Consider the following 21,574-nt stretch of genomic DNA (forward strand, 5'->3'; position numbering starts at 1 on the left):
CGGTGGAGCTGAGGGGACTCGAACCCCTGACCCCCTGCATGCCATGCAGGTGCGCTACCAGCTGCGCCACAGCCCCGGATTGTTGCTGCTCCAAGAAGCTTTCTTCAGGGTCTCCCCCGAAGCAACTCAAATATCTTAGAACAGCAATTCCGAAAATTCCAAATCGGGAATATTCACTTTCCACACACCGTCAGGTTGCGGCGCCTACTCGGTGTCGGCGATCGCCCCGGCTTTGGCGGATGCGTCATCCCCAAGCTGCAGGTCCACCACGGGGCAGTCCTTCCAGAGCCGCTCCAGCGCGTAGAACACACGGTCCTCCTCATGCTGGACGTGGATGACAACGTCGGCGTAATCCAGCAGGACCCACCGGCCGCCGGAGCGGCCCTCGCGCCGCACCGGACGCAGGTCCTGTTTGGCGAGTTCTTCCTCAATACCGTCAACGATGGCGTTCACCTGGCGTTCGCTGGGTGCGGACGCGATGAGGAAGACATCGGCCAGGGCCAGTCGCTCGCTCACATCCATGGCGACGATGTCCTGCGCGATCTTGTCGGCAGCGGCTTTTGCGGCCGTGCGGGCTATGGCGATGGACGATTCTGTTGCAGTCACGGGACTCCTTGTTTGGTTAAGTGTTGATGCCGGTGCGGGTCAGCGGGACATGCCGCTGACGATCAGGATGATGCCGGCAACGAGGGCCAGGATCCCGAACGCGAGGATGCAGAACTGGAGGATCCGGTTCCGGCGGGCCCTGGTCAGGCCGGCAGTTGCCGCGTCCAGGGGGTCGAGGCCATAAGCGGAGCGGGCAGGAACGCGGGGAAGGTCCTCGAAGAGATCCTCCGGGTGGTTCTCTTCGCGGTTATCCGGAATGGACACCCGTTTGGAACGGCTGGCTGCTTTGGCCGCTGCCTCAGCACGGGCAATGACCTGGGACCGCCCCGCCGCGGAATCAGGCGCGGGCGCCTTGGGACGGGCAGCCGGTTTCCGTTGACCCGGAACCTTGGTGCCGGGCCTGGTGGTCACCGGGACATGCGACGTTGCCGGCGGCTTCATCACCGGACGTTCGACGCCGGGCACCTGGACGAACTCGAGGGGCGTCACCATTGCCAGGTTGTTGGCAGTGGAGGGGCCGGGTTTGTCCTTCGGTGCAGCATCCTTTGAAGCGGCATCCTTGGGAGACGCCTCCCTGACCGGTCCTGCAGGATTGCCGGCCTGTTCGGCAAGTTTCTGCCGGGCCATGGCCCTGCGGTTGAGGACCGCCGCCCGTTCCGCCAGGGCAATCTGCTCCGCCAGGATCTCCGGATCCACGGCTTCCGGATCCATGGAGGCAATGTGCTCCATTTTGGCGATCTGGTTCCTGGCCTGCGCGGCAATCAGCGCCCGCGCTTCCAGGGCCTGTTCCACCGTCATCCCTTCCGGGACGCTTCCGGAAGCCGGTTCCGGACTTTCAGCGGCGGCTGCGGCGTCCGATGCCGCGGGCCGGTCAGTCTTTGCCGGGCCTGCCGTCTTTGCTGTGTTGCCTGCCTTCGCCGTGCCGTCGGTTTTCGCAGGGCTGTCCGTCTTTGCCGGTGCAGCGGCATTCCGCGCGGGCGTTGCCGTACTTGCCGGGGCGGCAGCGGGGGGAACTATGGGGTTGGCAGCGGTCAGCGCCTGCTCTTTGAGTTGTTGCAGCCGCAACTGTCGCCGGGTGGGCGGACCGCCCGCAGCAAGCTGGCCTTCCTTTTCCTCGAGTTCCTTGATGGTGCGGAGCGCGGCCCGGTCGCGGGCCCGGATCTGGGAGGAACGCTGGGTGGCGGTCTGTTCTGCGGCAGCCTGGCCTGTTGCGGGGGGCCGCTCGGGCGATGCGGTGCCTGCGGAGCGGGAGTTGGCCGCCACGTCCTGCCCTGCGGGCGCGGATGCCGGGCCGGCCGGCCGGTCCGCGGCAGGCGGGCGCAGCCCAGCGGCAGGCAGGGTGGCCTGCTGGGCATCCCTGGCCTTCCGGAGTTCCCGGCGGCTGCGGATTGGGGACTGTTCCTGACTCATTGTGAACTCATTCAGTACTGGCTGGTTCGCGTGCTTCGGAAGTTGGTTCATCCGCGCTTGCAGGCGGCGGGTCCGAGTACAGGCCGTACTTGGCGATGTATTGGACCACCCCGTCGGGGACCAGGTACCAGACCGGGTGGTTCACTGCCACGCGGGCCCGGCAGTCCGTCGACGAGATGGCCATGGCCGGAACTTCCAGGAGGCTGACGTCGTCCCGGCCCATGCCGTCCAGGACGTGGCCGGGGCGGGTAACACCCACGAAGTGGGCCAGCGACCACAGTTCGTCAATGTCCTTCCAGGACAAAATCTGTGCCAGGGCGTCCGCGCCGGTGATAAAGAAAAGGTCAGCGTCGGGACGCTGGGCCCGGAGGTCGCGGAGGGTGTCGATGGTGTAGGTGGGACCTGGACGGTCAACATCGACGCGGCTGACGGTGAACCGCGGATTGGACGCCGTGGCGATGACGGTCATCAGGTAGCGGTGCTCGGGCTCGCTGACCTGTTTATGGGACTTTTGCCATGGCTGCCCGGTGGGGACGAAGACCACCTCGTCGAGGTCGAACTCCGCCGCGACTTCGCTGGCTGCGACAAGGTGGCCGTGGTGGATGGGATCGAATGTCCCGCCCATCACTCCAAGCCGCAGCCGTCCCCGGGCACCATTGCGGTGCAGGTTGTGGGAAATCTTAGTGGCCCTGCCCGCGATCGTGCTTATTGGGGTGCTGGCGGTGCGGATCGGCGTGCTCGTCCGTGGCCGCGTGCCGGTTGCCCAGGTTGTTGTAGGACCAGGCAATGAACATCAGGACCAGCAGGATGGCGAACATGGACACGCCAAAGACCCACGGCTCAGCCCACAGCGGCGCAAGCTCCTCATGGCCTGATTCACCTGCGGCGGCGACGGACGTGGCAATCTGCTGGAGCAGCATTTTCTCCCCTATGTTCAAGGCTTTATGGGCAGCGGAACCTACCGCTGCTTTCCGGGTTCTGGTCTATGTTACCGCGTTGCTACCCGCGGACCTGGCCTTCGCCCTGGACAATCCACTTGGTGGTGGTGAGCTCGGTCAGGCCCATGGGGCCGCGGGCGTGCAGCTTCTGCGTGGAAATGCCCACCTCCGCGCCCAGGCCCAGTTCCCCGCCGTCGGTAAACCGCGTGGAAGCGTTGACGATCACCGCTGCTGAATCCACCTCCGCGATGAACCGTTCGGCGTTGGCAAGGCTGTTGGTGAGGATGGCTTCGGTGTGGCCGGTGGACCAGGTGCGGATGTGCTGGACCGCTTCATCAAGGTTGTCCACCATGGCCACGGCGAGGTCCAGGTCCATGTATTCGGTGCCCCAGTCCACGTCCGTGGCCGGCTGGGTTTCGATCCCGGGAAGTGCGGCGCTGATCCGTTCGTCGACGTGCAGGCGGACGCCGGCGGCGCGCAGGGCGGCGGCGACCGAGGGCAGGACCGTTGAGCCCGAGTGGACCAGCAGCGTCTCCACCGTGTTGCAGACACTGGGGCGCTGGGTCTTGGCGTTGAGCAGGATCTCCACGGCCATGTTTTCATCAGCGGACTCGTCGATGAAGATATGGACGTTCCCCTCCCCTGTCTCGATGACGGGGACAGCGGAGTTGGTGACCACGGTCTGGATCAGGTCCCGGCCGCCGCGCGGAATCAGCACGTCCACCCGGCCACGGGCCTTCATCAGCACGTTGGCGCCCGCACGGCCGAACTGGTCCACGGTCTGGACGGCATCGGCGGGCAGGCCAACGGATTCGAGGGCTTCGCGGAGCACCCGCACCAGCACTTGGTTGGTGGCCTCAGCGGCACTGCCGCCGCGCAGGATGACGGCGTTGCCGCTCTTGAGCGCCAGCCCCGCAATGTCCACCGTGACGTTGGGCCTTGCCTCGTAGATGGCTGCCACGACGCCCATGGGCACGTTGACCTGGCGAAGGCGGAGCCCATTGGGAAGCGTCTGGCCGCGGACTACGTTGCCCACGGGGTCCGGAAGGTTTGCCAGGTTTTCAAGGGCGGCCACCAGCCCGGAAATGCGTGTTTCGGTAAGGGTGAGGCGGTCCAGGAGCGCCTTGGAAGTGCCGTTGGCCTTGCCTTTGTCCACGTCCATGGCGTTGGCCGTGAGGATGGCCTGGGCATTCTCCTGCAGGGCGGCTCCGACGGCACGGAGGGCACGGTCCTTCCAGGCGCGGTTGGCGGTGGCCATCCGGCGAGCGGCGTGGCGGGACCGGTCAGCGATGGAGTGGACTGCCGCTTCAACTTCTGCAGCGGAAAGCGGCGCCCCAGCTGATCCCGGTTCTGCCGCGGGACCCGGCTGCGCCTGCGCAGCAGTGGTTCCGGTGGTGTCAGCAGTATGGATCAGGGCTTCAGTCATGATCCAAGTTTAGGCGAGCCCTGGACTCAGACCAGCACCAGGTCGTCAACATGAACAACTTCGCGGTCGTAGCCGCTTCCCATCTCCTCGCCCAGCTCCCGCGTGGAACGTCCCAGCATGCGGGGCAACTCCTCCGACGAGTAGTTCACCAGGCCGCGGGCAACAACGGTGCCGTCGGCTCCCGCCAGCTCCACGGCGTCGCCCGCTTCAAAGTCCCCATGCACGGCGGAGATGCCTGCCGGCAGCAGGGAGGTGCGGTGGTGCCGTACGGCCCGCACTGCCCCGTCGTCCAGGACAAGGCGGCCCTGGACGGAGGCAACGTGGGCCAGCCACAGGAGGCGGACCGGCTTGCGGGAACCGTTGACGGAGAACCACGTGCCAACGTCCTCGCCGTTCAGGGCCGCGGCGGCGTTGGCCGTGGAGGTCACCAGGGCATGGATGCCCGAGCCGGCCGCCATGGTGGCAGCCTCCACTTTGGTCATCATTCCGCCGGTGCCCACGCCGGCCTTGCCGGCTTTGCCGATGGAAATCCCTTCGAGGTCGTGCGCGCCGGTGACCAGGGGGATGCGCCTGGCACCCTGGGCGGGCGGCCCGTCATAGAGGGAGTCGACGTCGGACAGCAGCACCAGTGCATCGGCGCGCACCAGGTGCGCCACCAGTGCCGCAAGCCGGTCGTTGTCACCGAAGCGGATTTCGTGGGTGGCCACGGTGTCGTTCTCGTTGACCACGGGGACCACGCCCAGGTTCAGCAGTCGGTCCATGGCGCGGAGGGCGTTGGTGTGCTGGCTGCGGCGCATCAGGTCCTCGGCTGTGAGCAGGACCTGGCTGACTGTGACGCCGTGCGCACCGAAGGCCTGCGTGTACCGGGCCATCAGCAGCCCCTGGCCCACGCTGGCTGCCGCCTGCTGGGTGGCAAGGTCGCGGGGACGCTTGGCCAACCCCAGCGGGGCCAGCCCGGCGGCGATGGCACCAGAGGACACCAGGATGATTTCGGCACCCGCGTTGCTTTTGGCCGCCAGCGCGTCTGCCAGGGCGGTCAGGGATTCCTCCGAAATGCCGCCCTTGATGCTGGTGAGCGAGGAGGACCCCACCTTCACGACGATCCGGCGGGCACCGGCCAGGGCGCTCCTGTCGGAGGCGCGTTCAGCGGGTTCCGCGGTCATGCCCCTAGAGGTCATCGTCCGCTTCCAGTCCGATCTCCTTCACGGGGTGGGCGGCGCGGCGGCCGCTGACGGATTCGGTCCAGATACCGGCTTTCCGCTCCGCCTCAAGCTCGGCCCGGGCGGCTGCCTTGGCATCCCGGCGCTCCTGCTGCTCTTCACGCTTCTGGCTGCGGGTGGGGCGGTCACCGATATCGGCGAACCGGACATCGGTGCCGCGCGGCGACGCGAGAAGTTCGGCACCTGCCATCATGGTGGGCTCCCAGTCGAAGACCACGCCGTCGTCCTCGCCGATGACCACGGTGTCGCCGGGCTTGGCGCCCTGCTTGAACAGTTCGGTTTCCACGCCGAGCTTGGCCAGCCGGTCTGCCAGGTAGCCGATGGCTTCCTCGTTGGTGAAATCGGTCTGCTTGACCCAGCGCACTGGCTTTTCGCCCAGGACGCGGAACAGCGGCTCCAGGTTCTTTTCCTCGCGGCGGATCTTGAAGCCGGTTTCGTTGACGGCGCGCGGACGCAGTACCGCGGGCTGGACCTTGGGCGGGGCGGCAGCCACGGCGTCGCGGGCGGCCTTGACGATTTCTGCCATGGCGAAGCCCAGCTGGCGCAGGCCCTCATGGCTGGTGGCGGACACCTCGAAGACGCGGTAGCCGCGCGATTCCAGTTCCGGACGCACGAATTCGGCCATGTCCTTGCCGTCGGGAAGGTCCACCTTGTTCAGGGCGACCAGCCGGGGCCGGTGGTTCAGTGGGACCACTTCGCCGTCCTGGCCCGCGTAGCTCATGTCGACGGCGTACTTTTCCAGTTCGCCCTCGATGATGGCGAGGTCCGACAGGGGGTCGCGCTCGGACTCCAGGGTGCCGCAGTCAAGCACGTGCACCAGCGCTGCGCAGCGCTCCACGTGCCGCAGGAAGTGATGGCCCAGGCCGCGCCCCTCGCTGGCGCCTTCGATGAGGCCGGGAACGTCGGCGATGGTGAACCGTACGTCGCCGGCCTGAACCACGCCGAGGTTGGGGACCAGGGTGGTGAAGGGGTAGTCGGCGATCTTGGGGCGGGCCGCGGACATCGCGGCGATCAGGCTGGACTTGCCGGCTGACGGGAAGCCCACCAGGGCGATGTCGGCGATGGACTTCAGCTCAAGGACGACGTCCCTGGATTCGCCTTCGATGCCCAGCAGCGCAAACCCGGGGGCGCGGCGCTTCTGCGAGGACAGGGCGGCGTTGCCCAGGCCGCCAATGCCACCGGCAGCTGCCACAAACTCCGCGCCCTCACCCACGAGGTCGGCCAGTACGGTGCCGTCCTTGGACTTGACCACGGTGCCGTCCGGGACGGGCAGGATGAGGGTTTCGCCGTTCTTGCCGCCGCGCCAGTCACCCATGCCGGGCCCGCCGTTGCTGGCGTGCCGGTGCGGTGCGTGGTGGTAGTCAAGGAGCGTGGTGGTCTGGTGGTCAACGCGAAGGATGACGTCGCCGCCGTTGCCGCCGTTGCCGCCGTCGGGCCCGCCCAGGGGCTTGAACTTTTCACGGTGGACGGAGACGCAACCGTGGCCGCCGGTTCCGCCGGATACATGCAGTACTACCCGGTCTACAAAGCTGGCCACGTGGATCTCCTCAGAAACTGTTTACCTGGCACCGCGGGGCGCCACATCGATTGTAATGCGGTTAAAAGAACAGTGGAGCGGACCCTTAGGCCCGCTCCACCGCTTCAGAACTTGTTGTTACTCTGCAGCTGCAGCAGCAACGATGTTGACCACGCGACGACCGCGGCGGGTACCGAATTCAACGGCGCCCGGGGTCAGTGCGAACAGGGTGTCGTCCCCGCCACGGCCAACGCCGGCGCCCGGGTGGAAGTGGGTGCCACGCTGGCGGACGATGATCTCGCCTGCGGAAACAACCTGGCCGCCGAAGCGCTTGACGCCGAGGTACTGAGCGTTGGAATCGCGACCGTTGCGAGTGGAGCTCGCGCCCTTTTTATGTGCCATCTGAAATGCCTGCCTCTAAATTCTGGGGAATCTGTTGAAATGCCTGAACACTAACCGGAGGTTAGCTGATGCCGGTGATCTTGACCTTGGTCAGTTCCTGGCGGTGACCCTGGCGCTTCTTGTAGCCGGTCTTGTTCTTGAACTTCTGGATGACAATCTTAGGACCACGCAGGTCCTGGAGGATTTCAGCCGTAACAGTTACCTTGGCCAGGTCGGCGGCGGCGGAGGTGACCTTGTCACCATCAACCAGGAGCAGTGCGGGCAGCTCAATGGTGCTGCCGGCTCCACCGGCGACGCGGTTCAGGGTAACGAAGTCTCCAACGGAAACCTTCTCTTGGCGGCCGCCTGCGCGGACAATCGCGTACACCACTTGGGAACTCACTTCTCTCGACGTTTATAACTAAATTTGCGTGCGGAACCGACTATCAAAAGCCTGGTTTCTCGCTGTGCCTCAACGCCGTGGGGTCATAACCCAAGTGTTGGCGTAAGCACCGAAGATCTAGATTACGCTAATTTTGTCTTCGGCCGCAAATGAGGCTGGTTCCCGGCGGGTTGCTGTGATAGGTACCACAGCTCAGGTCCGGCGTCCGCACCATGCCCCACCATAGTACCGGCTCACCCGCCGGCCCCGGTTCAGGAGTGCAGGCGCGGCGCGTCGAAGAAGTCCACCTCGAGCCGGCAGGACTGCTTGAACGCCGTCACCATCGCGGCCTTCTCATGGTCGGAAGCCCGCCGTCCGGCCGCATCCACGATGGCAATGGCCTGGCGCGTGGCTTCGGCAAAGCCTTCATCTGCATAGGTGCGGAGCCAGTCCGCGTAAGCGTGCCCGGCCGGTTCCCCGGAGGCAAGGAACCGGACGTGCAGCGTGGCACCAACCTCTGCGTAGAGCCAGAAGCAGGGCAGGACGGCGGCGGCGAGGACCGCGTAGCTGCCCGACGCCGACGCTGCGGTGAGGTGGTCCACATAAGACTTGGTGACGGGGCCTAGCCCGTCCGGGGCCGGGCGGGTGCTGAGCCACGAGCGGTGAAGTTCCGATTCCACCTCAAGGCACTGCTGCGCGGACCGTGCCCAGAACAGCTGCTCGGCCTCCGAGGGGGCGAGGGCACTGGCACGTGCCAGCACGCGGGAATAGCCGTTCAGGTAAAGGGCATCCTGCGCCAGGTAATAGGCAAAGTCCTTCTCAGGAAGATCGCCCGAGGCCAGTCCGCCGATGAAGTCCAGCGCATAGATGTCGTCGAGGTCCTGCCGGGCTTCGGCCCACAGCCGGGCCGCGAAGCTGCCTTCCGCCAGGACCGGCGGCACGTGGTGGAAGTGGTGCACGGGTCCGTTCCCCTGCCCCACCTCCAGCTGGCCTGAGTTCTCGAGCGCGCCGGCCAGCCAGGGCTTAACGGTCCGCAGCGACGCCTCCCAGTCACCCAGGCGGGCCTGGACGGTTGCCATGGCGGAGGACAGGGAACATCCCGTGCCGTGGCTGTTGCGCGTTGAAATCCGCTTCGCCCGCACTTCCACCACCTCCTGGTCGAGAAGGCCCGCGGTGTTCACCAGCGCGTCCGGGCAGTCCAGGCCTGCCAGGTGGCCGCCCTTGACCAGCACGGTGGCTCCGGTGGCATCGGCCAGGCGCCTGCCCTGGTCCAGGGCGGCATCCCAGTTTTGGGCCGGCTCCGTGCCAAGCAGCAGCGCGAGCTCGGGCAGGTTGGGGGTGAGGAGGTGGGCAAGCGGCAGGAGCTCCCGGAGCGCGGCTTCGGCGGACTCCTGCAGCAGCCGGTCCCCGCTGGTGGCCACCATCACCGGGTCAAGGACAACGACGGCGGGCCGGACTTTTCCGAGCCACTCGCGGACGGCGCGGATCACCGATTCGTCGCCCAGCATGCCGATCTTGACGGCGTCGATACTGATGTCATCACTGACTGCATCCAGCTGCTGGGCCAGGAACGCGGCGGGAGGGACGTGGACGGACTGCACGCCGCGGGTGTTCTGGGCGGTGAGGGCAGTAATCGCTGCCATGCCGTATCCGCCATGCGCGGCAATGCTTTTGAGGTCCGCCTGGATTCCGGCTCCCCCGGACGGATCGGAACCGGCGATGGAGAGGACCCGCGGGACGTCACGGCCCGCGGGAAGCCCGAAAGGAACGCGGGACGCGGTTGGCAGGGGCATGGAAAGGGTCGAAGACAAGAGACATCCCTTCGCCGGTACTAGCCGGACAGGTTCAACGGGTCTGGATCTCAGCCGGCCTTATGCGCGGCACCCCGTGTCGCTGTCCAGCGTAGCGGCTGGGGCCTACGCGGCGGAAAGGTGACAGCTCCTGTTGATGCGAGAAGTCCCCGCCTTGTGGTCCACTCCCCCGCGAATTTCGGGGGGAATGGTCCACATGGCGGGGACTTCCTTGGTGACGCGTTGGTCCTGTCTTGGCTTAGAGCTCGGAGGCAGGGACTCCGACGCCGAGGATGATGGGTTCATCTGCCGGCTTGGCGGCTTCCGCCTTGGCGGTGTCGGGGGCCTTGGCTGCGTGTGAATGCCCTGCCGCCGTCGACTGCACGTTCTCGTGGTGCTGGACAGCGGTCTCGTTGGCTGCGCCCTGGGCACGGCTGGCAGCGCGGTGCCGCCGCGGCCTGCGTTGCCGGGACTGCTCCAGGGTGTGGTCGGAGTAGTCCTTTTCCGCCGGCGCTTCCAGGGTGGCGCGGGTTGCCGCTCCCCCTGCCTGCTGCTGGGGCGCTGCCGGTTCGGCTGCCTTTACGTCCTCTGCGGCTTTGACCGGCGCATCCACCATGGGCGAAGCCGGCTGGCCCAGGTGGGCGAACGCTTCCGCCAGCCGGTCCAGGGTGAGGGCGGGCTTGGGATGCTGCTCCTCGGCGTGCTCCACGAACGGAAGCGGGACTTCCTCGCCGCCGAAGGTCAGGACAGCTGCGGGACGTGCCGGGGCATCGGCGTCGTGCTTCTCCTCTGCGGGAGCCGGCGCAGGCTCAGCCTGCGGTGCCTGCCGGGTTGCTGCCACCTCATCGTCATGCAGGTGCGCGGCATGGGCCGCAGCCGCAATATTCGCCAGGGCAAGCCGGGTGGCCTCTGCCTTGGCGTGCCGCTCAGCATCCGCAGCGTCCGGCAGGACGGTGTGGACGTGCACTGCAGGCGCCGGCACAGCCTCGGGCTGCTGGCCGCCGCGTCCGCGCCGCCGTTTCCGCTCGGGACGGACTCCGGGCTGGCCGGCGTCGGGCCGCTGCGTCTCGGTGCGGTGGGCTTCCCCGCGGGCTTCGGGGCGGTTGTCCGTGCGCTGGACGTGGTGCTCGGCCGCCACGATGTTGGCACGCCGGTGCTCCACGGGATCGTCATGGGTAACTACCCCGCGGCCCGCGCAGGCCTCGCACTGCTCGCCGAAGACTTCCAGCAGGCCCGTACCCATCCGCTTGCGGGTCATCTGGACCAGGCCCAGCGACGTGACCTCGGCAACCTGGTGCTTGGTCCGGTCGCGGCCCAGGCACTCCACCAGGCGGCGCAGGACCAGGTCACGGTTGGATTCGAGCACCATGTCGATGAAGTCGATCACGATGATGCCGCCGATGTCACGCAGCCGCAGCTGCCGGACCACTTCCTCGGCAGCTTCCAGGTTGTTCTTGGTGACGGTTTCCTCAAGGTTGCCGCCGCTGCCGGTGAACTTGCCGGTGTTGACGTCAACCACCGTCATGGCCTCGGTGCGGTCGATCACCAGGGAGCCGCCGGAGGGCAGGAAGACCTTGCGCTCAAGGGCCTTGTGGATCTGCTCGTCGATGCGCCAGGCGGAGAAGATGTCCTGGTCCTTGGTCCACTTCTCCAGGCGTCCCACCAGGTCCGGCGCCACGTAGGTGACGTAGGCCTCGATGGTGTCCCAGGCTTCCTCACCGGACACGATGAGCTTGGAAAAGTCCTCGTTGAAGACGTCGCGGACCACCTTAATGGTCAGGTCGGGTTCGCCGTAGAGCAGCTCGGGCGCCAGGATCTTGGTGGATGCGGACTGGCTTTCAATGCCTTCCCACTGGGCGCGGAGCCGGTTGATGTCGTGCGTCAACTCTTCCTCCGATGCGCCTTCCGCGGCGGTGCGGACAATAACGCCCGCGTGCTCGGGCAGGCGGTCCTTGAGGATCCGCTTGAGGCGGTTGCGTTCGACGTCGGGCAGCTTGCGGGAGATGCCGGTCATCGAGCCGCCGGGCACGTACACCAGGTAGCGGCCCGGAAGGGAGATCTGGCTGGTGAGCCGGGCGCCCTTGTGGCCCACGGGATCCTTGGTCACCTGGACCAGGACGGTGTCGCCGGACTTCAGCGCATTCTCGATCCGGCGCTGCTTGCCCTCAAGGTTGACCGCTTCCCAGTTCACTTCACCGGCGTACAGCACGGCGTTGCGGCCGCGTCCGATGTCAACGAACGCCGCCTCCATGGACGGCAGCACGTTCTGGACCTTGCCCAGGTACACGTTGCCGATGAGTGAGTCCTGTTGTGTCTTGGACACGAAGTGTTCGGCCAGGACGCCGTCTTCGAGGACGGCGATCTGGATCCTGTCGTCGCGCTGGCGGACGATCATTTGCCGGTCAACGGATTCGCGGCGGGCCAGGAACTCGGCCTCGGTGATCACCGTGCGGCGGCGGCCCGTGTCGCGGGATTCGCGGCGGCGCTGCTTCTTGGCCTCCAAACGGGTGGAGCCCTTCACGCTGGTGACGCGGTTGCTGACCGGTGCTTCAGTGACGGCACGGGGCGCACGGACCCTCGTGACCGTGTTGGGCGGATCGTCATCCCCGCCGCCGGTGAGTTCAAGGTCCTGGTCCCCGCGGCGGCGGCGCCGACGGCGGCGGGACGTCACACCGTCCTCCGGCTGCGTGGCGTTGTCCTCGTCCGCCTCGTCCTCGGCGTCAGCTTCGGCGCTGCCGCCCTCGCTGTCCTGGTCCGTACCGTCGCCGATGCGGCTGCGGCCCCTGCGGCCCCGGCTGCGGCGCCGGCGGCGGCCGGAGGCATCGTCGCCGTCTTCGGTTTCTTCCTCTTCAGGCTCCTCGACGGCGGGGGCTGCGGGACGGACCACGGTGCTGAGGTCCGGTGCCTGGAAGAGCACGGACGTGGGGGATGCAGGTTCCAGGAAGAGGGAACCAAAGGGGCTGGCAGCCGCGGCAGGTGCGGCCTCGCCCTTGTCCCCGGCCGGGGTTTCCTGGGCAGGCTCGTGGGTGCCGGCAGCTTCCGGGGCCGCAATGTCCGGGGCCGCGCTGGGCTCCTGGGTCTGCTTGGCGGCGGCAACGGCTTCCTGCCCGGCGACCTGCTCCTGCGCTGCAACGTCTTCCTGTACCGCACCCTGTTCCGGGGCGGCGACCTGGGCTGCGGCTTCCGGAGCCGCTGATTCTGCACCCGCGGAGTCCGCTGCTCCGGATTCCGCTGCAGTCGCGGCGGCGGGGGACGCAGCCTTGCGGGTGGCTACCCGACGGCGGCGAACGGGCCTGGTTTCGGCCTCTGCCGTGGCGGTAGTGGCCAGGACTGCGGCAGGGCTTTCAGCGGTTGCGGCCGGTTCCACTGCAACAGTGTCGGGGGCCGCAGCATCGGCGGACACCGCTTCTGGTTCCTCAGCAAAGGCTGGCAGGGGTTCTGCTGCGTCCGCTTTCCTGCGGGCGCGTGTGCGCCGCGCCGGCGCCTTGGCCGCTTCCTCCACCGGCGCGTCGCCGCTTGCTTCGGGGACAGCGGCCTCCGGGGCCGTGGCCACTGCATCCGTCACCGCATCGTCGGTCTTGGGAGCCGCTTTGCGGCGGGTGCGTACAGCCCTCTTGGGAGCGGCAGCCCCGGCAGCCGCTGCATCTTCGTTAACGGCCAGTTCCTGATCATTGTCCATATGTGGCAACACTCCTGCCCCTGACGTACCGCCACATCCGGCACCCATTGGGGCACATATTGTCAAAACCCGCAGGCGTTGACAGAAGTCAAGTGGATACTCCCAGGTTCGCACCGTCAGTGGGGTGCGGCAGCCCGTGGGAGCCGGCGGATGTTCTGAAAACCCGTTGTTCTGCGTGCCACAACCAGGTGCCGCCCAATGGAGTGGCGGGAGTGCCGGAAGAATCCGAAGCCTGCCCTGCCCATCATTGGCGGTCTTGGGAACATACCACCGGACCGGAGTCCGAATGTGGATCGGCTTCCAGCCACGTTCATTCTCTCACATCCGGGCCGGATCGCCGCGGAAGCAGGGGATGCTGATCCCGTTGCTGTGTAGTGGCTCCAGCCTGCGGCGTTACAATCAGGCACAGGAGCACCGGACGAAAAGGACGCAACACCCATGCCCAGCATCTCCCCCGTCAGCGCCCATGAGCAGGAAAGGGCCACGAATCCGCAGACCACTGCTGCCGCAGGCGTTCCGCGGATGGCCCGGAACCGGCCGTTCGGTTGGCTCCTGGTCATTACCGGAATCGTGGGCTGGCTGGCCTCCGGAACCCTGGTCCTGGAAAAGCTCGAGGTGCTCAAGGACCCCAACCACACCACAGTGTGCGACGTGAACCCCTGGATCTCCTGTGGCCAGGTCATGCAGACGTGGCAGAGTTCCCTGTTCGGTTTCCCCAACATGTTTATTGGCATCGTGGCCTTCGCCATCACCATCACGGTGGGCATGGCCTTGCTGTCAGGCGCCGCCTTCGCCCGCTGGTACTGGGTGGGGCTGCAGGTGGGCGTCACGCTCGGCTTCGCGTTCGTCGTTTGGCTGTGGTCGCAGGCGCTGTATTCCATCCACATCCTGTGCCCGTTCTGCATGATCGTCTGGGCGGCCATGATTCCGCTCTTCGTGTGGACCACCATCAGGAACATCACTGCCGGAGTGATTCCCATGCCCGCGGGGGCCGCCCGGGTGCTGGGTGATTCCGGCTGGATCATCACGGCACTGCTGTACGTTGCCGTCGTGGCCACCATCTTCTTCGCGTTCATCCAGGTCTTTGCGGGAACCTCCGGCTTCTAGCCCACACCGCCACATGACAGATAAGGCCAATGTTCGCGAAGAACATTGGCCTTATCTGTCATTTCGGTGGGCTCAGCCCTGGAACCAGATCTTGATCTCGCGCTCGGCGGAGTCGGTCGAATCGGAGCCGTGCACCAGGTTCTGCTGGACCTTCAGGCCCCAGTCCCGGCCGAAGTCGCCGCGGATGGTGCCCGGGGCCGCCGTCGTGGGGTCCGTGGTACCGGCCAGAGACCGGAAGCCCTCAATGACGCGGTGGCCTTCGAAGATGGCCGCCACTACGGGTCCGCTCAGCATAAACTCCACCAGCGGCTCGTAGAACGGCTTGCCCACGTGCTCCTCGTAGTGCTGCTCCAGCAGTTCGCGGGTGGCGTCAACCTTCTTCAGTTCAACAAGGCTGTAGCCTTTGGCTTCGATCCGGGCCAGGATGGCGCCGGTCAGGTTACGGGCGACGCCGTCGGGCTTGATCAGGACGAGGGTGCGCTCAGTAGTCACAACTGCTCCAATGCGTTGGTGGGGTTTCGGGATAAGTCTAAGGGGATGGGATTACCCGGACAGGCTACGGGGACTGCGGCTGGGCGGGACCAGCGGCCCCGTCCGGATGGGCGGCTTCCCATTCTGCCTGTTCGCGTGCGCGCTGCGCGGCCTCCCGGTCCAGGCGGATGCCGGTCCGGATTCCGTACCACCATGCCACCGCGAAGAGCGCCCCCACCAGGAACATGGCGGGCTCGAAGATGCCGGTGAGGATCAGGACCAGTTGCAGGATCCATCCCAGGCCGATCCCCCAGGGCTTGTTGAGGACCGCACAGGCGAAGATCATGACCACGCTGAGGGCGATGCCCACGCCCAGGATCAGGGCCGGCGGGAACTCTCCGCGGCGTAGTCCAAACACCACCAGGGTGGCGAAGAACATGACGAATGCTTCCAGGAGCAGCACGGTGGAGGCGAACATCACCTTGGTGGACCGGCGCTTTTTGGGCATGCCGGGGCGCCACTCGCGCTGGGCTTTGGTCAGTCTGGCCACGGTCACGCCTCCGTTTTTCCGAGCAGGATCCGCGCCTCTGCCACCAGGGTGATGGAACCCGTGACCAGGACGCCGCCGGAAAGGTCGTCATTGGCTTCGGCACGTTCCACGGCCCATTCGAGCGCATCATCCAGCTTTTCGGCGACGTGAACGTTGTCCTCACCGAATCCCAGGTCGATCGCCAGCTCGGCGAGCTCCGCAGCCGGAACCGCCCGCGGAGAGTTGGACTGGGTGAAGCAGTACTCCACCGCCATGTCCCCCAGCGATTCCCTGATTTCGCGCAGGATCTCCTCGGCGTCCTTCTCCTTGAGGACGCCGACCACCGGAACCAGCCTGGTGAACGTGAATGCTTCCTGCAGTGCGGCGGCGGAGGCCTTGATGCCGTCGGGGTTGTGGGCGGCGTCCACGATGATGGTGGGCGCGGTCCGGACCACCTCCAGGCGGCCGGGCGACGTTACCTTCGCGAAGCCTTCCTGCAGCACTTCGAGGTCGAGTTCCTTTTCACCGCCGAAGAATGCCTCCAAAGCGGCTACCGCCACGGCAGCGTTTTGCGCCTGGTGTGCACCGTGCAGCGGCACCAGGAGGTCCGGATAGCGGCCGGCGATGCCCTGGATGGTCACCATCTGCCCGCCAACAGCCACCGTCCGCGACTCGACGCCGAACTCCACGCCCTCGAAGCGGAACGGAACGCCCACCTCTTTCGCCTTCTCCAGCAGCACCTGGGCTGCATCGAGGGGCTGGGCAGCGCTGATGAGGTAGCCGCCGGGCTTGATGATGCCTGCCTTTTCGTGGGCGATGTCCTCGGTGGTGTCCCCCAGGAGCTCGGTGTGGTCCAGCGAGATCGGCGTGACGACTGATACCTGCCCATCACCCACATTGGTCGCGTCGGTGATCCCGCCCAGGCCCACCTCGATGATGGCCACGTTGACTGGCTGGTCGGCGAAGATGGCGAAGCCCAGGATGGTGAGGCACTCGAAGTAGGTCAGGCGCGGCTGCCCCTCGGCTTCGAGCTCGGAATCCACGATCTGCAGATAGGGCCTGATCTCGTCCCAGATCCTGACGAATGTCTCGTCGGATACCGGATGGCCGTCAATGCTGATCCGCTCGGTGACCTTGGACAGGTGCGGGCTGGTGTAGCGTCCGGTGCTCAGGCCGTGGGCGCGGAGCACCGATTCGATCATCCGGGACGTGGACGTCTTGCCGTTGGTTCCGGTCACGTGGATGATCGGGAACGCCTTGTTGGGCTCACCCAGCACGTCCATTGCCCGGAACAGCGGAGCCAGACGGGGCTCCATCTTGTTTTCCGGCGCCCGTCCCAGCAGTTCGGCGTAGACGCTCTCCACGGAAAATTCGTCAGTCATGTCCTAGGCCTCCACTTTTTCAACCGCGACGGCGGGTTCAGACATTGTGCCCGGTTCTGCCGTGAGGTCCACGGTGAGGGTCTCGCCCTTTACCAGTTCGGCGTTGGCCAGCAGGGCATCCACGACGTTCTGCGGTGCGGTGACCGTGGTACGGATCCGGTCGCTGACGTTGAGCCCGGCATCCTTGCGGGCCTGCTGGATGGCCCGGACCATGTCGCGGGCCAGCCCTTCGGCCTCAAGTTCGGGGGTGACTTCCGTGTTCAGGACGACGAACCCGCCGCCGGGCAGCACGGCGACAGCTGCCGAGGCCCCCTCGGACTCGGCCACCACTGTCTCCAGCGTGTACTCCTGGGGCTCCAGCTGGAGCCCCCCGGAGGTGACCACGCCGTCGTCGTTTACGGACCAGTCCCCTGACTTGGCCCCCTTGATGGCAACCTGGACGTTCTTGCCCAGGCGCGGCCCGGCAGCGCGGGCGTTGACCACCAGCTTCTGCTGGATCCCGAACTCCTCCGGTGAAGCGGTGGCGGCGTCCAGCAGGCGGACGGAACGGAGGTTCAGTTCATCGGCGACGACGGCGGCAAACCCCTGCAGGGCGTCCGCGCCGGGTGCCACGACTGTCAGTTCCTGCAGCGGCAGCCGGACCCGCAGGTTGGCTGCCTTGCGGAGCGAGGAACCGGTGGAGCAGATCTGCTGGACCCGGTCCATGGCTTCCACCAGGGACGGGTTCGCGGGGAAGAGGTCCGCGTCCGGCCAGTCGGCAAGGTGCACGGACCGGCCGCCGGTCAGGCCGCGCCAGATTTCCTCGGAGACCAGCGGCAGCAGCGATGCCGCCGCCCGGGTCACGGTCTCCAGCGCGGTGAACAGCGCGTCGAAGGCGTCCTGGTCCTCGTCAAAGAACCGCTGGCGGCTGCGGCGGACGTACCAGTTGGTGAGCATGTCCAGGTAGCTGCGCAGGGAGTCGCAGGCGCCGGAAATGTCATAGGTGTCCAGCTGCGCCGTCATGGTGCGGACCAGGTCACCGGTGTTGGCCAGCAGGTACTGGTCAAGGGTGTCCCGGTAGCCCTCGTAGCGGAGCTTGGCGTCGTAGCCGGCGCCACCGTTCGCGGCGTTCGTGTACAGGGTGAAGAAGCTGTACACGTTCCAGAGCGGCAGGATGACCTGGCGGACGCCGTCGCGGATGCCCTGCTCGGTGACGATCAGGTTGCCGCCCCTGAGGATGGGGCTGGACATGAGGAACCAGCGCATGGCGTCGGAACCGTCGCGGTCCAGGACCTCTGAGACGTCCGGGTAGTTGCGCAGGCTCTTGGACATCTTCTGGCCGTCGGAGCCCAGCACGATGCCGTGGCTGATGACGTTGCGGAAGGCGGGCCGGTCAAACAGCGCGGTGGACAGGATGTGCAGCATGTAGAACCAGCCGCGGGTCTGGCCGATGTACTCCACGATGAAGTCCGCGGGGTTGTGGGTGTTGAACCAGGCCTCGTTTTCGAACGGGTAGTGCACCTGGCCGTAGGGCATGGAGCCGGAGTCGAACCACACGTCCAGGACATCTTCCACGCGGCGCATGACGGACTGGCCCTCTTCGGGGGTGCGCGGATCATCCGGGTTGGGCCTGGTCAGTTCGTCGATGAAGGGCCGGTGGAGGTCCACTTCGCCGTCCTTGTTCAGCGGGAGCCGCCCGAAGTCCGCCTCGATCTCGGCCAGGGAGCCGTAAACGTCGGTGCGGGGGTATTCGGGATCGGTTGACTGCCACACCGGGATGGGGCTGCCCCAGAAACGGTTGCGGCTGATGGACCAGTCGCGCGCGTTCTCCAGCCATTTGCCGAACTGGCCGTCCTTGACGTTGCCGGGGATCCAGTTGATCTCCTGGTTCAGTTCGGACATCCGGTCCTTGAACTTGGTGACCTCCACGTACCAGGAGGACACCGCACGGTAGATCAGCGGGTTGCGGCAGCGCCAGCAGTGCGGGTAGCTGTGCTCGTAGCTGGCCTGCCGGACCAGCCGACCCTGGGCGCGCAGCACCTGGGTGATGGGCTTGTTGGCCTCGAAGACCTGCAGGCCCACGATGTCGTGGAGGTCGCCGTGCTTGAACAATGGCAGGAACTTGGCGCCTTCGTCTACGGAGAGCACCACAGGGATGCCTGCCTCCTCGCAGACTTTCTGGTCGTCTTCGCCGTAGGCCGGCGCCTGGTGCACGATGCCGGTGCCATCGGTGGTGGTGACGTAGTCGGCCACCACGAAGCGCCAGGCGTTCTCCATGCCGTATTTTTCGTTGTCGGCAAAGTCGTCCCAGAGCCGCTGGTACTCAAGCCCTTCCAGTTCGGCGCCGGTGTGGGTGGACACCACCGCGGCTTCCGCGTCTTCGAAGCTCCCGTATCCGAGGTCCTTCGCATAGGCACCCAGGAGGTCCGCCGCGAGCAGGAAACTGCCCGTGACCGGGGCGTCCGCAGAGGCGGCCTTGATGCCGTTGGGGCCGGCCGGCAGCACGGCATAGGTGATGGAGGGCCCGACGGCGAGCGCGGCGTTGGTGGGCAGCGTCCAGGGGGTGGTGGTCCAGGCCAGCGCCTGCACGCCGGCAAGCTCCTTGGACAGTTCCGAGTCCCCGGCAAGGATGGGGAACGTGACGGTGACGGTCTGGTCCTGGCGGTTCTTGTAGACGTCGTCGTCCATGCGCAGCTCATGGTTGGACAGCGGCGTCTCGTCCTTCCAGCAGTACGGCAGCACCCGGTAGCCGTTGTACGTCAGGCCCTTGTCGTGCAGCTGCTTGAATGCCCAGAGGACCGACTCCATGTACTCGACGTTCAGTGTCTTGTAGTCGTTGTCGAAGTCCACCCAGCGGGCCTGCCTGGTGACGTAGCTGCGCCACTCATCGGCGTACTTCATCACCGAGGCGCGGCAGGCGTCGTTGAACTTGTCGATGCCCATGGCCTCGATCTGGGTCTTGTCCGTCATGCCCAGCTGCTTCATGGCCTCCAGCTCGGCAGGCAGGCCGTGGGTGTCCCAGCCAAAGCGGCGTTCCACCCGCTTGCCGCGCTGCGTCTGGTAGCGGCCCACCAGGTCCTTGGCGTAGCCGGTGAGCAGGTGGCCGTAGTGCGGCAGGCCGTTGGCGAAGGGAGGTCCATCGTAGAACACGAATTCGTTGCTGCCGGGCTCACCGCCGGGGACGTCGGCGCTGCGCTGGTCGATGCTGGCCTGGAAGGTGCCGTCCTGGTCCCAGTACTTCAGGATGCGCTCTTCGATCTCCGGAAACTTCACGGAGGCGGTAACACCGGCGCTGCTGCCGTTGGAAGAGGTGCTGGAGGCTGAGGCCTTGGGGTAAAACGTCATTTTCGACATCCTGGGTTGAGCGTGGGTGAACTCCCGGCAGGGCCGGACGTTCCGTTCAGGATGCGAGGACGGCTGCCGTGCCGTCCGAAGACTGCACTTGACCGCGGTACCACCTCACTTACCGGCGCTGCGTGTTCCCTGGGGAACGGCCGCAGGCTCCGGCCTCTCATTACTGCTGTGACGGGCTTACCCGTCCGGTTCTACTGACGCCCACCGCCCTGCAAGGCGCGGCCGCGCGTTCTTCCGGAAGCTCACCGGTGATTGCCGGGTCATAGCCACTCCAGAGTCTACTATCGCCGCAGGGTCCAGTGCCATTCCAGGCGTGCTGGACGTCCTCAGCGGACCGGGCCAGTCCCGGGCTGACGCCGCGGGGCCGCATTGCCTAGACTCGCGTCATGACAGCTTCCGGACGTCCCCCCGGCCGGCGGCCTGCAGCGACAGTGTGCAGGTGGCTGTTCATTCCTCTTGCCCTGCCGGTGGCAGCGGTGTCAACGGTCCGGGCGGTCCCTGGCGACTGGCCTGTGCTGGGTGTCCAGCTGGTGGCCTTCACGCCGTGGCTCGCGGTGCCCGCCGCCGCTGCCCTGTTCCTGGCCTTCGCGGGGCGGAGCCGATGGCAGCAGGTCCTGGCCGCAGTCCTGGCGGGCTGCCAGGTCTTCTGGCTTTTCCCGCTGGACATCCGCGAACCTGCCGCCGAGGCCGCCGGAACGTCCGCCTCCCTGGTTGCCATGAGCGTCAACGCTGAGTTGGGCGGCGCGGACGCAGGCGACATCGTGGCGCTGGTGCGTCACCTGCAGGTGGACCTGCTGGCGGTTGAGGAGTACACGCCTGACCTCGCTCGAAAACTCACGGCGGCGGGACTGGACGGACTGCTCCCCCACCGCGTTGCCCATGCCAGGGAGCGCGCCGGCGGCTCCGCCATCTACTCCTCATACAAGCTGACAGCCAGCGGAGTACTCCCGTACACCCGGTTCGCCATGCCGGTGGCGCGCCTCGACCTCGGCGACGCCAACGGCACCAGCCTGCGGGTGATGGCCGTCCATGCCCTGGCCCCGGTGGGGGACGGCCTCGATCAATGGCGCAGCGACCTGGCCGCAGTGGCCAGGGCAGATAACGGATCTGGTCCCGTCTTGATGGCGGGCGACTTCAACGCCACCTATGACCATCGGGAATTCCGCAGGCTGCTGTCAGGACAGGGCGGCACCCGGCCCTTGGTGGACGTTGCGGCTGCCGCTGGCCGCAGGCTGGTGCCTACCTGGCCGATGCGCGGCTACCGCCTGCCGGGCATCGCGCTGGACCATCTGGTGACCAGCCCGGACATCAGCGCTTCCGGCTACTCGGTCCACCGGATTGCCGGGACGGACCATGCCGCAGTGGCGGCCACGCTTAACGTACGGGTCCCCTAGCACGTCCTTG

The 21,574-nt window shown here is 66.6% G+C and carries 17 protein-coding genes, 1 tRNA gene and 1 riboswitch; of the genes, 2 read left to right on the forward strand and 16 right to left on the reverse strand.

Annotated features, from left to right (window positions below; all coding sequences use genetic code 11):
• Positions 1 to 3: 3 nt before the first annotated feature.
• The 12 genes from ACR65K_RS06525 to ACR65K_RS06580 form a co-directional block, all read right to left on the reverse strand.
• Positions 4 to 76 (reverse strand) — tRNA-Ala (locus tag ACR65K_RS06525).
• Between the two features lie 128 nt (positions 77 to 204).
• Positions 205 to 606, reverse strand: a complete 402-nt coding sequence (gene rsfS / locus ACR65K_RS06530) for a ribosome silencing factor (RefSeq protein ID WP_056336274.1) — start codon at positions 604 to 606, stop codon at positions 205 to 207.
• A 39-nt stretch (positions 607 to 645) separates the two neighbouring features.
• Entirely contained in the window at positions 646 to 2,016 is a 1,371-nt protein-coding gene (locus ACR65K_RS06535; protein ID WP_440151859.1) for a hypothetical protein, read from the reverse strand.
• A 7-nt stretch (positions 2,017 to 2,023) separates the two neighbouring features.
• Positions 2,024 to 2,695 (reverse strand): nicotinate-nucleotide adenylyltransferase, encoded by a 672-nt coding sequence (gene nadD, locus ACR65K_RS06540; protein ID WP_440151930.1) that lies wholly within the window; start codon positions 2,693 to 2,695, stop codon positions 2,024 to 2,026.
• A 1-nt stretch (position 2,696) separates the two neighbouring features.
• Complete coding sequence (locus tag ACR65K_RS06545) at positions 2,697 to 2,936, reverse strand: hypothetical protein (protein WP_056336270.1); 240 nt, start codon at positions 2,934 to 2,936, stop codon at positions 2,697 to 2,699.
• 79 nt (positions 2,937 to 3,015) lie between these two features.
• The gene (locus ACR65K_RS06550; protein WP_440151860.1) at positions 3,016 to 4,380 is read right to left on the reverse strand and encodes a glutamate-5-semialdehyde dehydrogenase; all 1,365 of its coding nucleotides are present in this window, start codon (positions 4,378 to 4,380) and stop codon (positions 3,016 to 3,018) included.
• Between the two features lie 26 nt (positions 4,381 to 4,406).
• On the reverse strand, positions 4,407 to 5,543 hold the full coding sequence (proB, locus tag ACR65K_RS06555; protein ID WP_440151861.1) for a glutamate 5-kinase: 1,137 nt from the start codon (positions 5,541 to 5,543) through the stop codon (positions 4,407 to 4,409).
• Between the two features lie 4 nt (positions 5,544 to 5,547).
• Entirely contained in the window at positions 5,548 to 7,137 is a 1,590-nt protein-coding gene (gene obgE, locus ACR65K_RS06560) for a GTPase ObgE (protein ID WP_440151862.1), read from the reverse strand.
• Positions 7,138 to 7,254: 117 nt separating this feature from the next.
• A complete protein-coding gene (rpmA, locus tag ACR65K_RS06565; protein ID WP_009372867.1) occupies positions 7,255 to 7,518 on the reverse strand; it encodes a 50S ribosomal protein L27 in 264 nt (87 codons plus the stop codon).
• Between the two features lie 61 nt (positions 7,519 to 7,579).
• Positions 7,580 to 7,888 carry a 50S ribosomal protein L21 gene (gene rplU, locus ACR65K_RS06570; RefSeq protein WP_056336264.1) on the reverse strand — a complete coding sequence of 103 codons (309 nt, stop codon included), beginning with the start codon at positions 7,886 to 7,888 and terminating at the stop codon, positions 7,580 to 7,582.
• 263 nt (positions 7,889 to 8,151) lie between these two features.
• A complete protein-coding gene (gene thiD, locus ACR65K_RS06575) occupies positions 8,152 to 9,672 on the reverse strand; it encodes a bifunctional hydroxymethylpyrimidine kinase/phosphomethylpyrimidine kinase (protein WP_440151931.1) in 1,521 nt (506 codons plus the stop codon).
• A 7-nt stretch (positions 9,673 to 9,679) separates the two neighbouring features.
• Positions 9,680 to 9,777: riboswitch (TPP riboswitch) on the reverse strand.
• Positions 9,778 to 9,928: 151 nt separating this feature from the next.
• Positions 9,929 to 13,348, reverse strand: coding sequence for an Rne/Rng family ribonuclease (locus ACR65K_RS06580; RefSeq protein WP_440151864.1), 3,420 nt, complete (start codon positions 13,346 to 13,348; stop codon positions 9,929 to 9,931).
• A gap of 438 nt (positions 13,349 to 13,786) precedes the next feature.
• Between ACR65K_RS06580 and ACR65K_RS06585 the strand changes: the two genes are divergently transcribed.
• A complete protein-coding gene (locus ACR65K_RS06585; RefSeq protein WP_056336256.1) occupies positions 13,787 to 14,455 on the forward strand; it encodes a vitamin K epoxide reductase family protein in 669 nt (222 codons plus the stop codon).
• Positions 14,456 to 14,527: 72 nt separating this feature from the next.
• Here the strand turns inward: ACR65K_RS06585 and ndk are convergent, their stop codons facing one another.
• The 4 genes from ndk to ileS all read right to left on the reverse strand — a co-directional run bounded on the left by ndk (position 14,528) and on the right by ileS (position 20,161).
• A complete protein-coding gene (gene ndk, locus ACR65K_RS06590; protein ID WP_018769466.1) occupies positions 14,528 to 14,947 on the reverse strand; it encodes a nucleoside-diphosphate kinase in 420 nt (139 codons plus the stop codon).
• Positions 14,948 to 15,011: 64 nt separating this feature from the next.
• Positions 15,012 to 15,476, reverse strand: coding sequence for a DUF4233 domain-containing protein (locus tag ACR65K_RS06595; protein ID WP_056336835.1), 465 nt, complete (start codon positions 15,474 to 15,476; stop codon positions 15,012 to 15,014).
• Between the two features lie 2 nt (positions 15,477 to 15,478).
• Positions 15,479 to 16,837, reverse strand: coding sequence for a bifunctional folylpolyglutamate synthase/dihydrofolate synthase (locus ACR65K_RS06600; protein ID WP_440151865.1), 1,359 nt, complete (start codon positions 16,835 to 16,837; stop codon positions 15,479 to 15,481).
• A gap of 3 nt (positions 16,838 to 16,840) precedes the next feature.
• Positions 16,841 to 20,161 carry an isoleucine--tRNA ligase gene (gene ileS, locus ACR65K_RS06605; protein ID WP_056336248.1) on the reverse strand — a complete coding sequence of 1,107 codons (3,321 nt, stop codon included), beginning with the start codon at positions 20,159 to 20,161 and terminating at the stop codon, positions 16,841 to 16,843.
• A gap of 395 nt (positions 20,162 to 20,556) precedes the next feature.
• On the opposite strand from ileS, the gene ACR65K_RS06610 reads away from it, so the two are divergent.
• A complete protein-coding gene (locus ACR65K_RS06610; protein WP_440151867.1) occupies positions 20,557 to 21,564 on the forward strand; it encodes an endonuclease/exonuclease/phosphatase family protein in 1,008 nt (335 codons plus the stop codon).
• Positions 21,565 to 21,574: the final 10 nt, after the last annotated feature.

The organism is Arthrobacter sp. SAFR-179, from assembly GCF_059414945.1.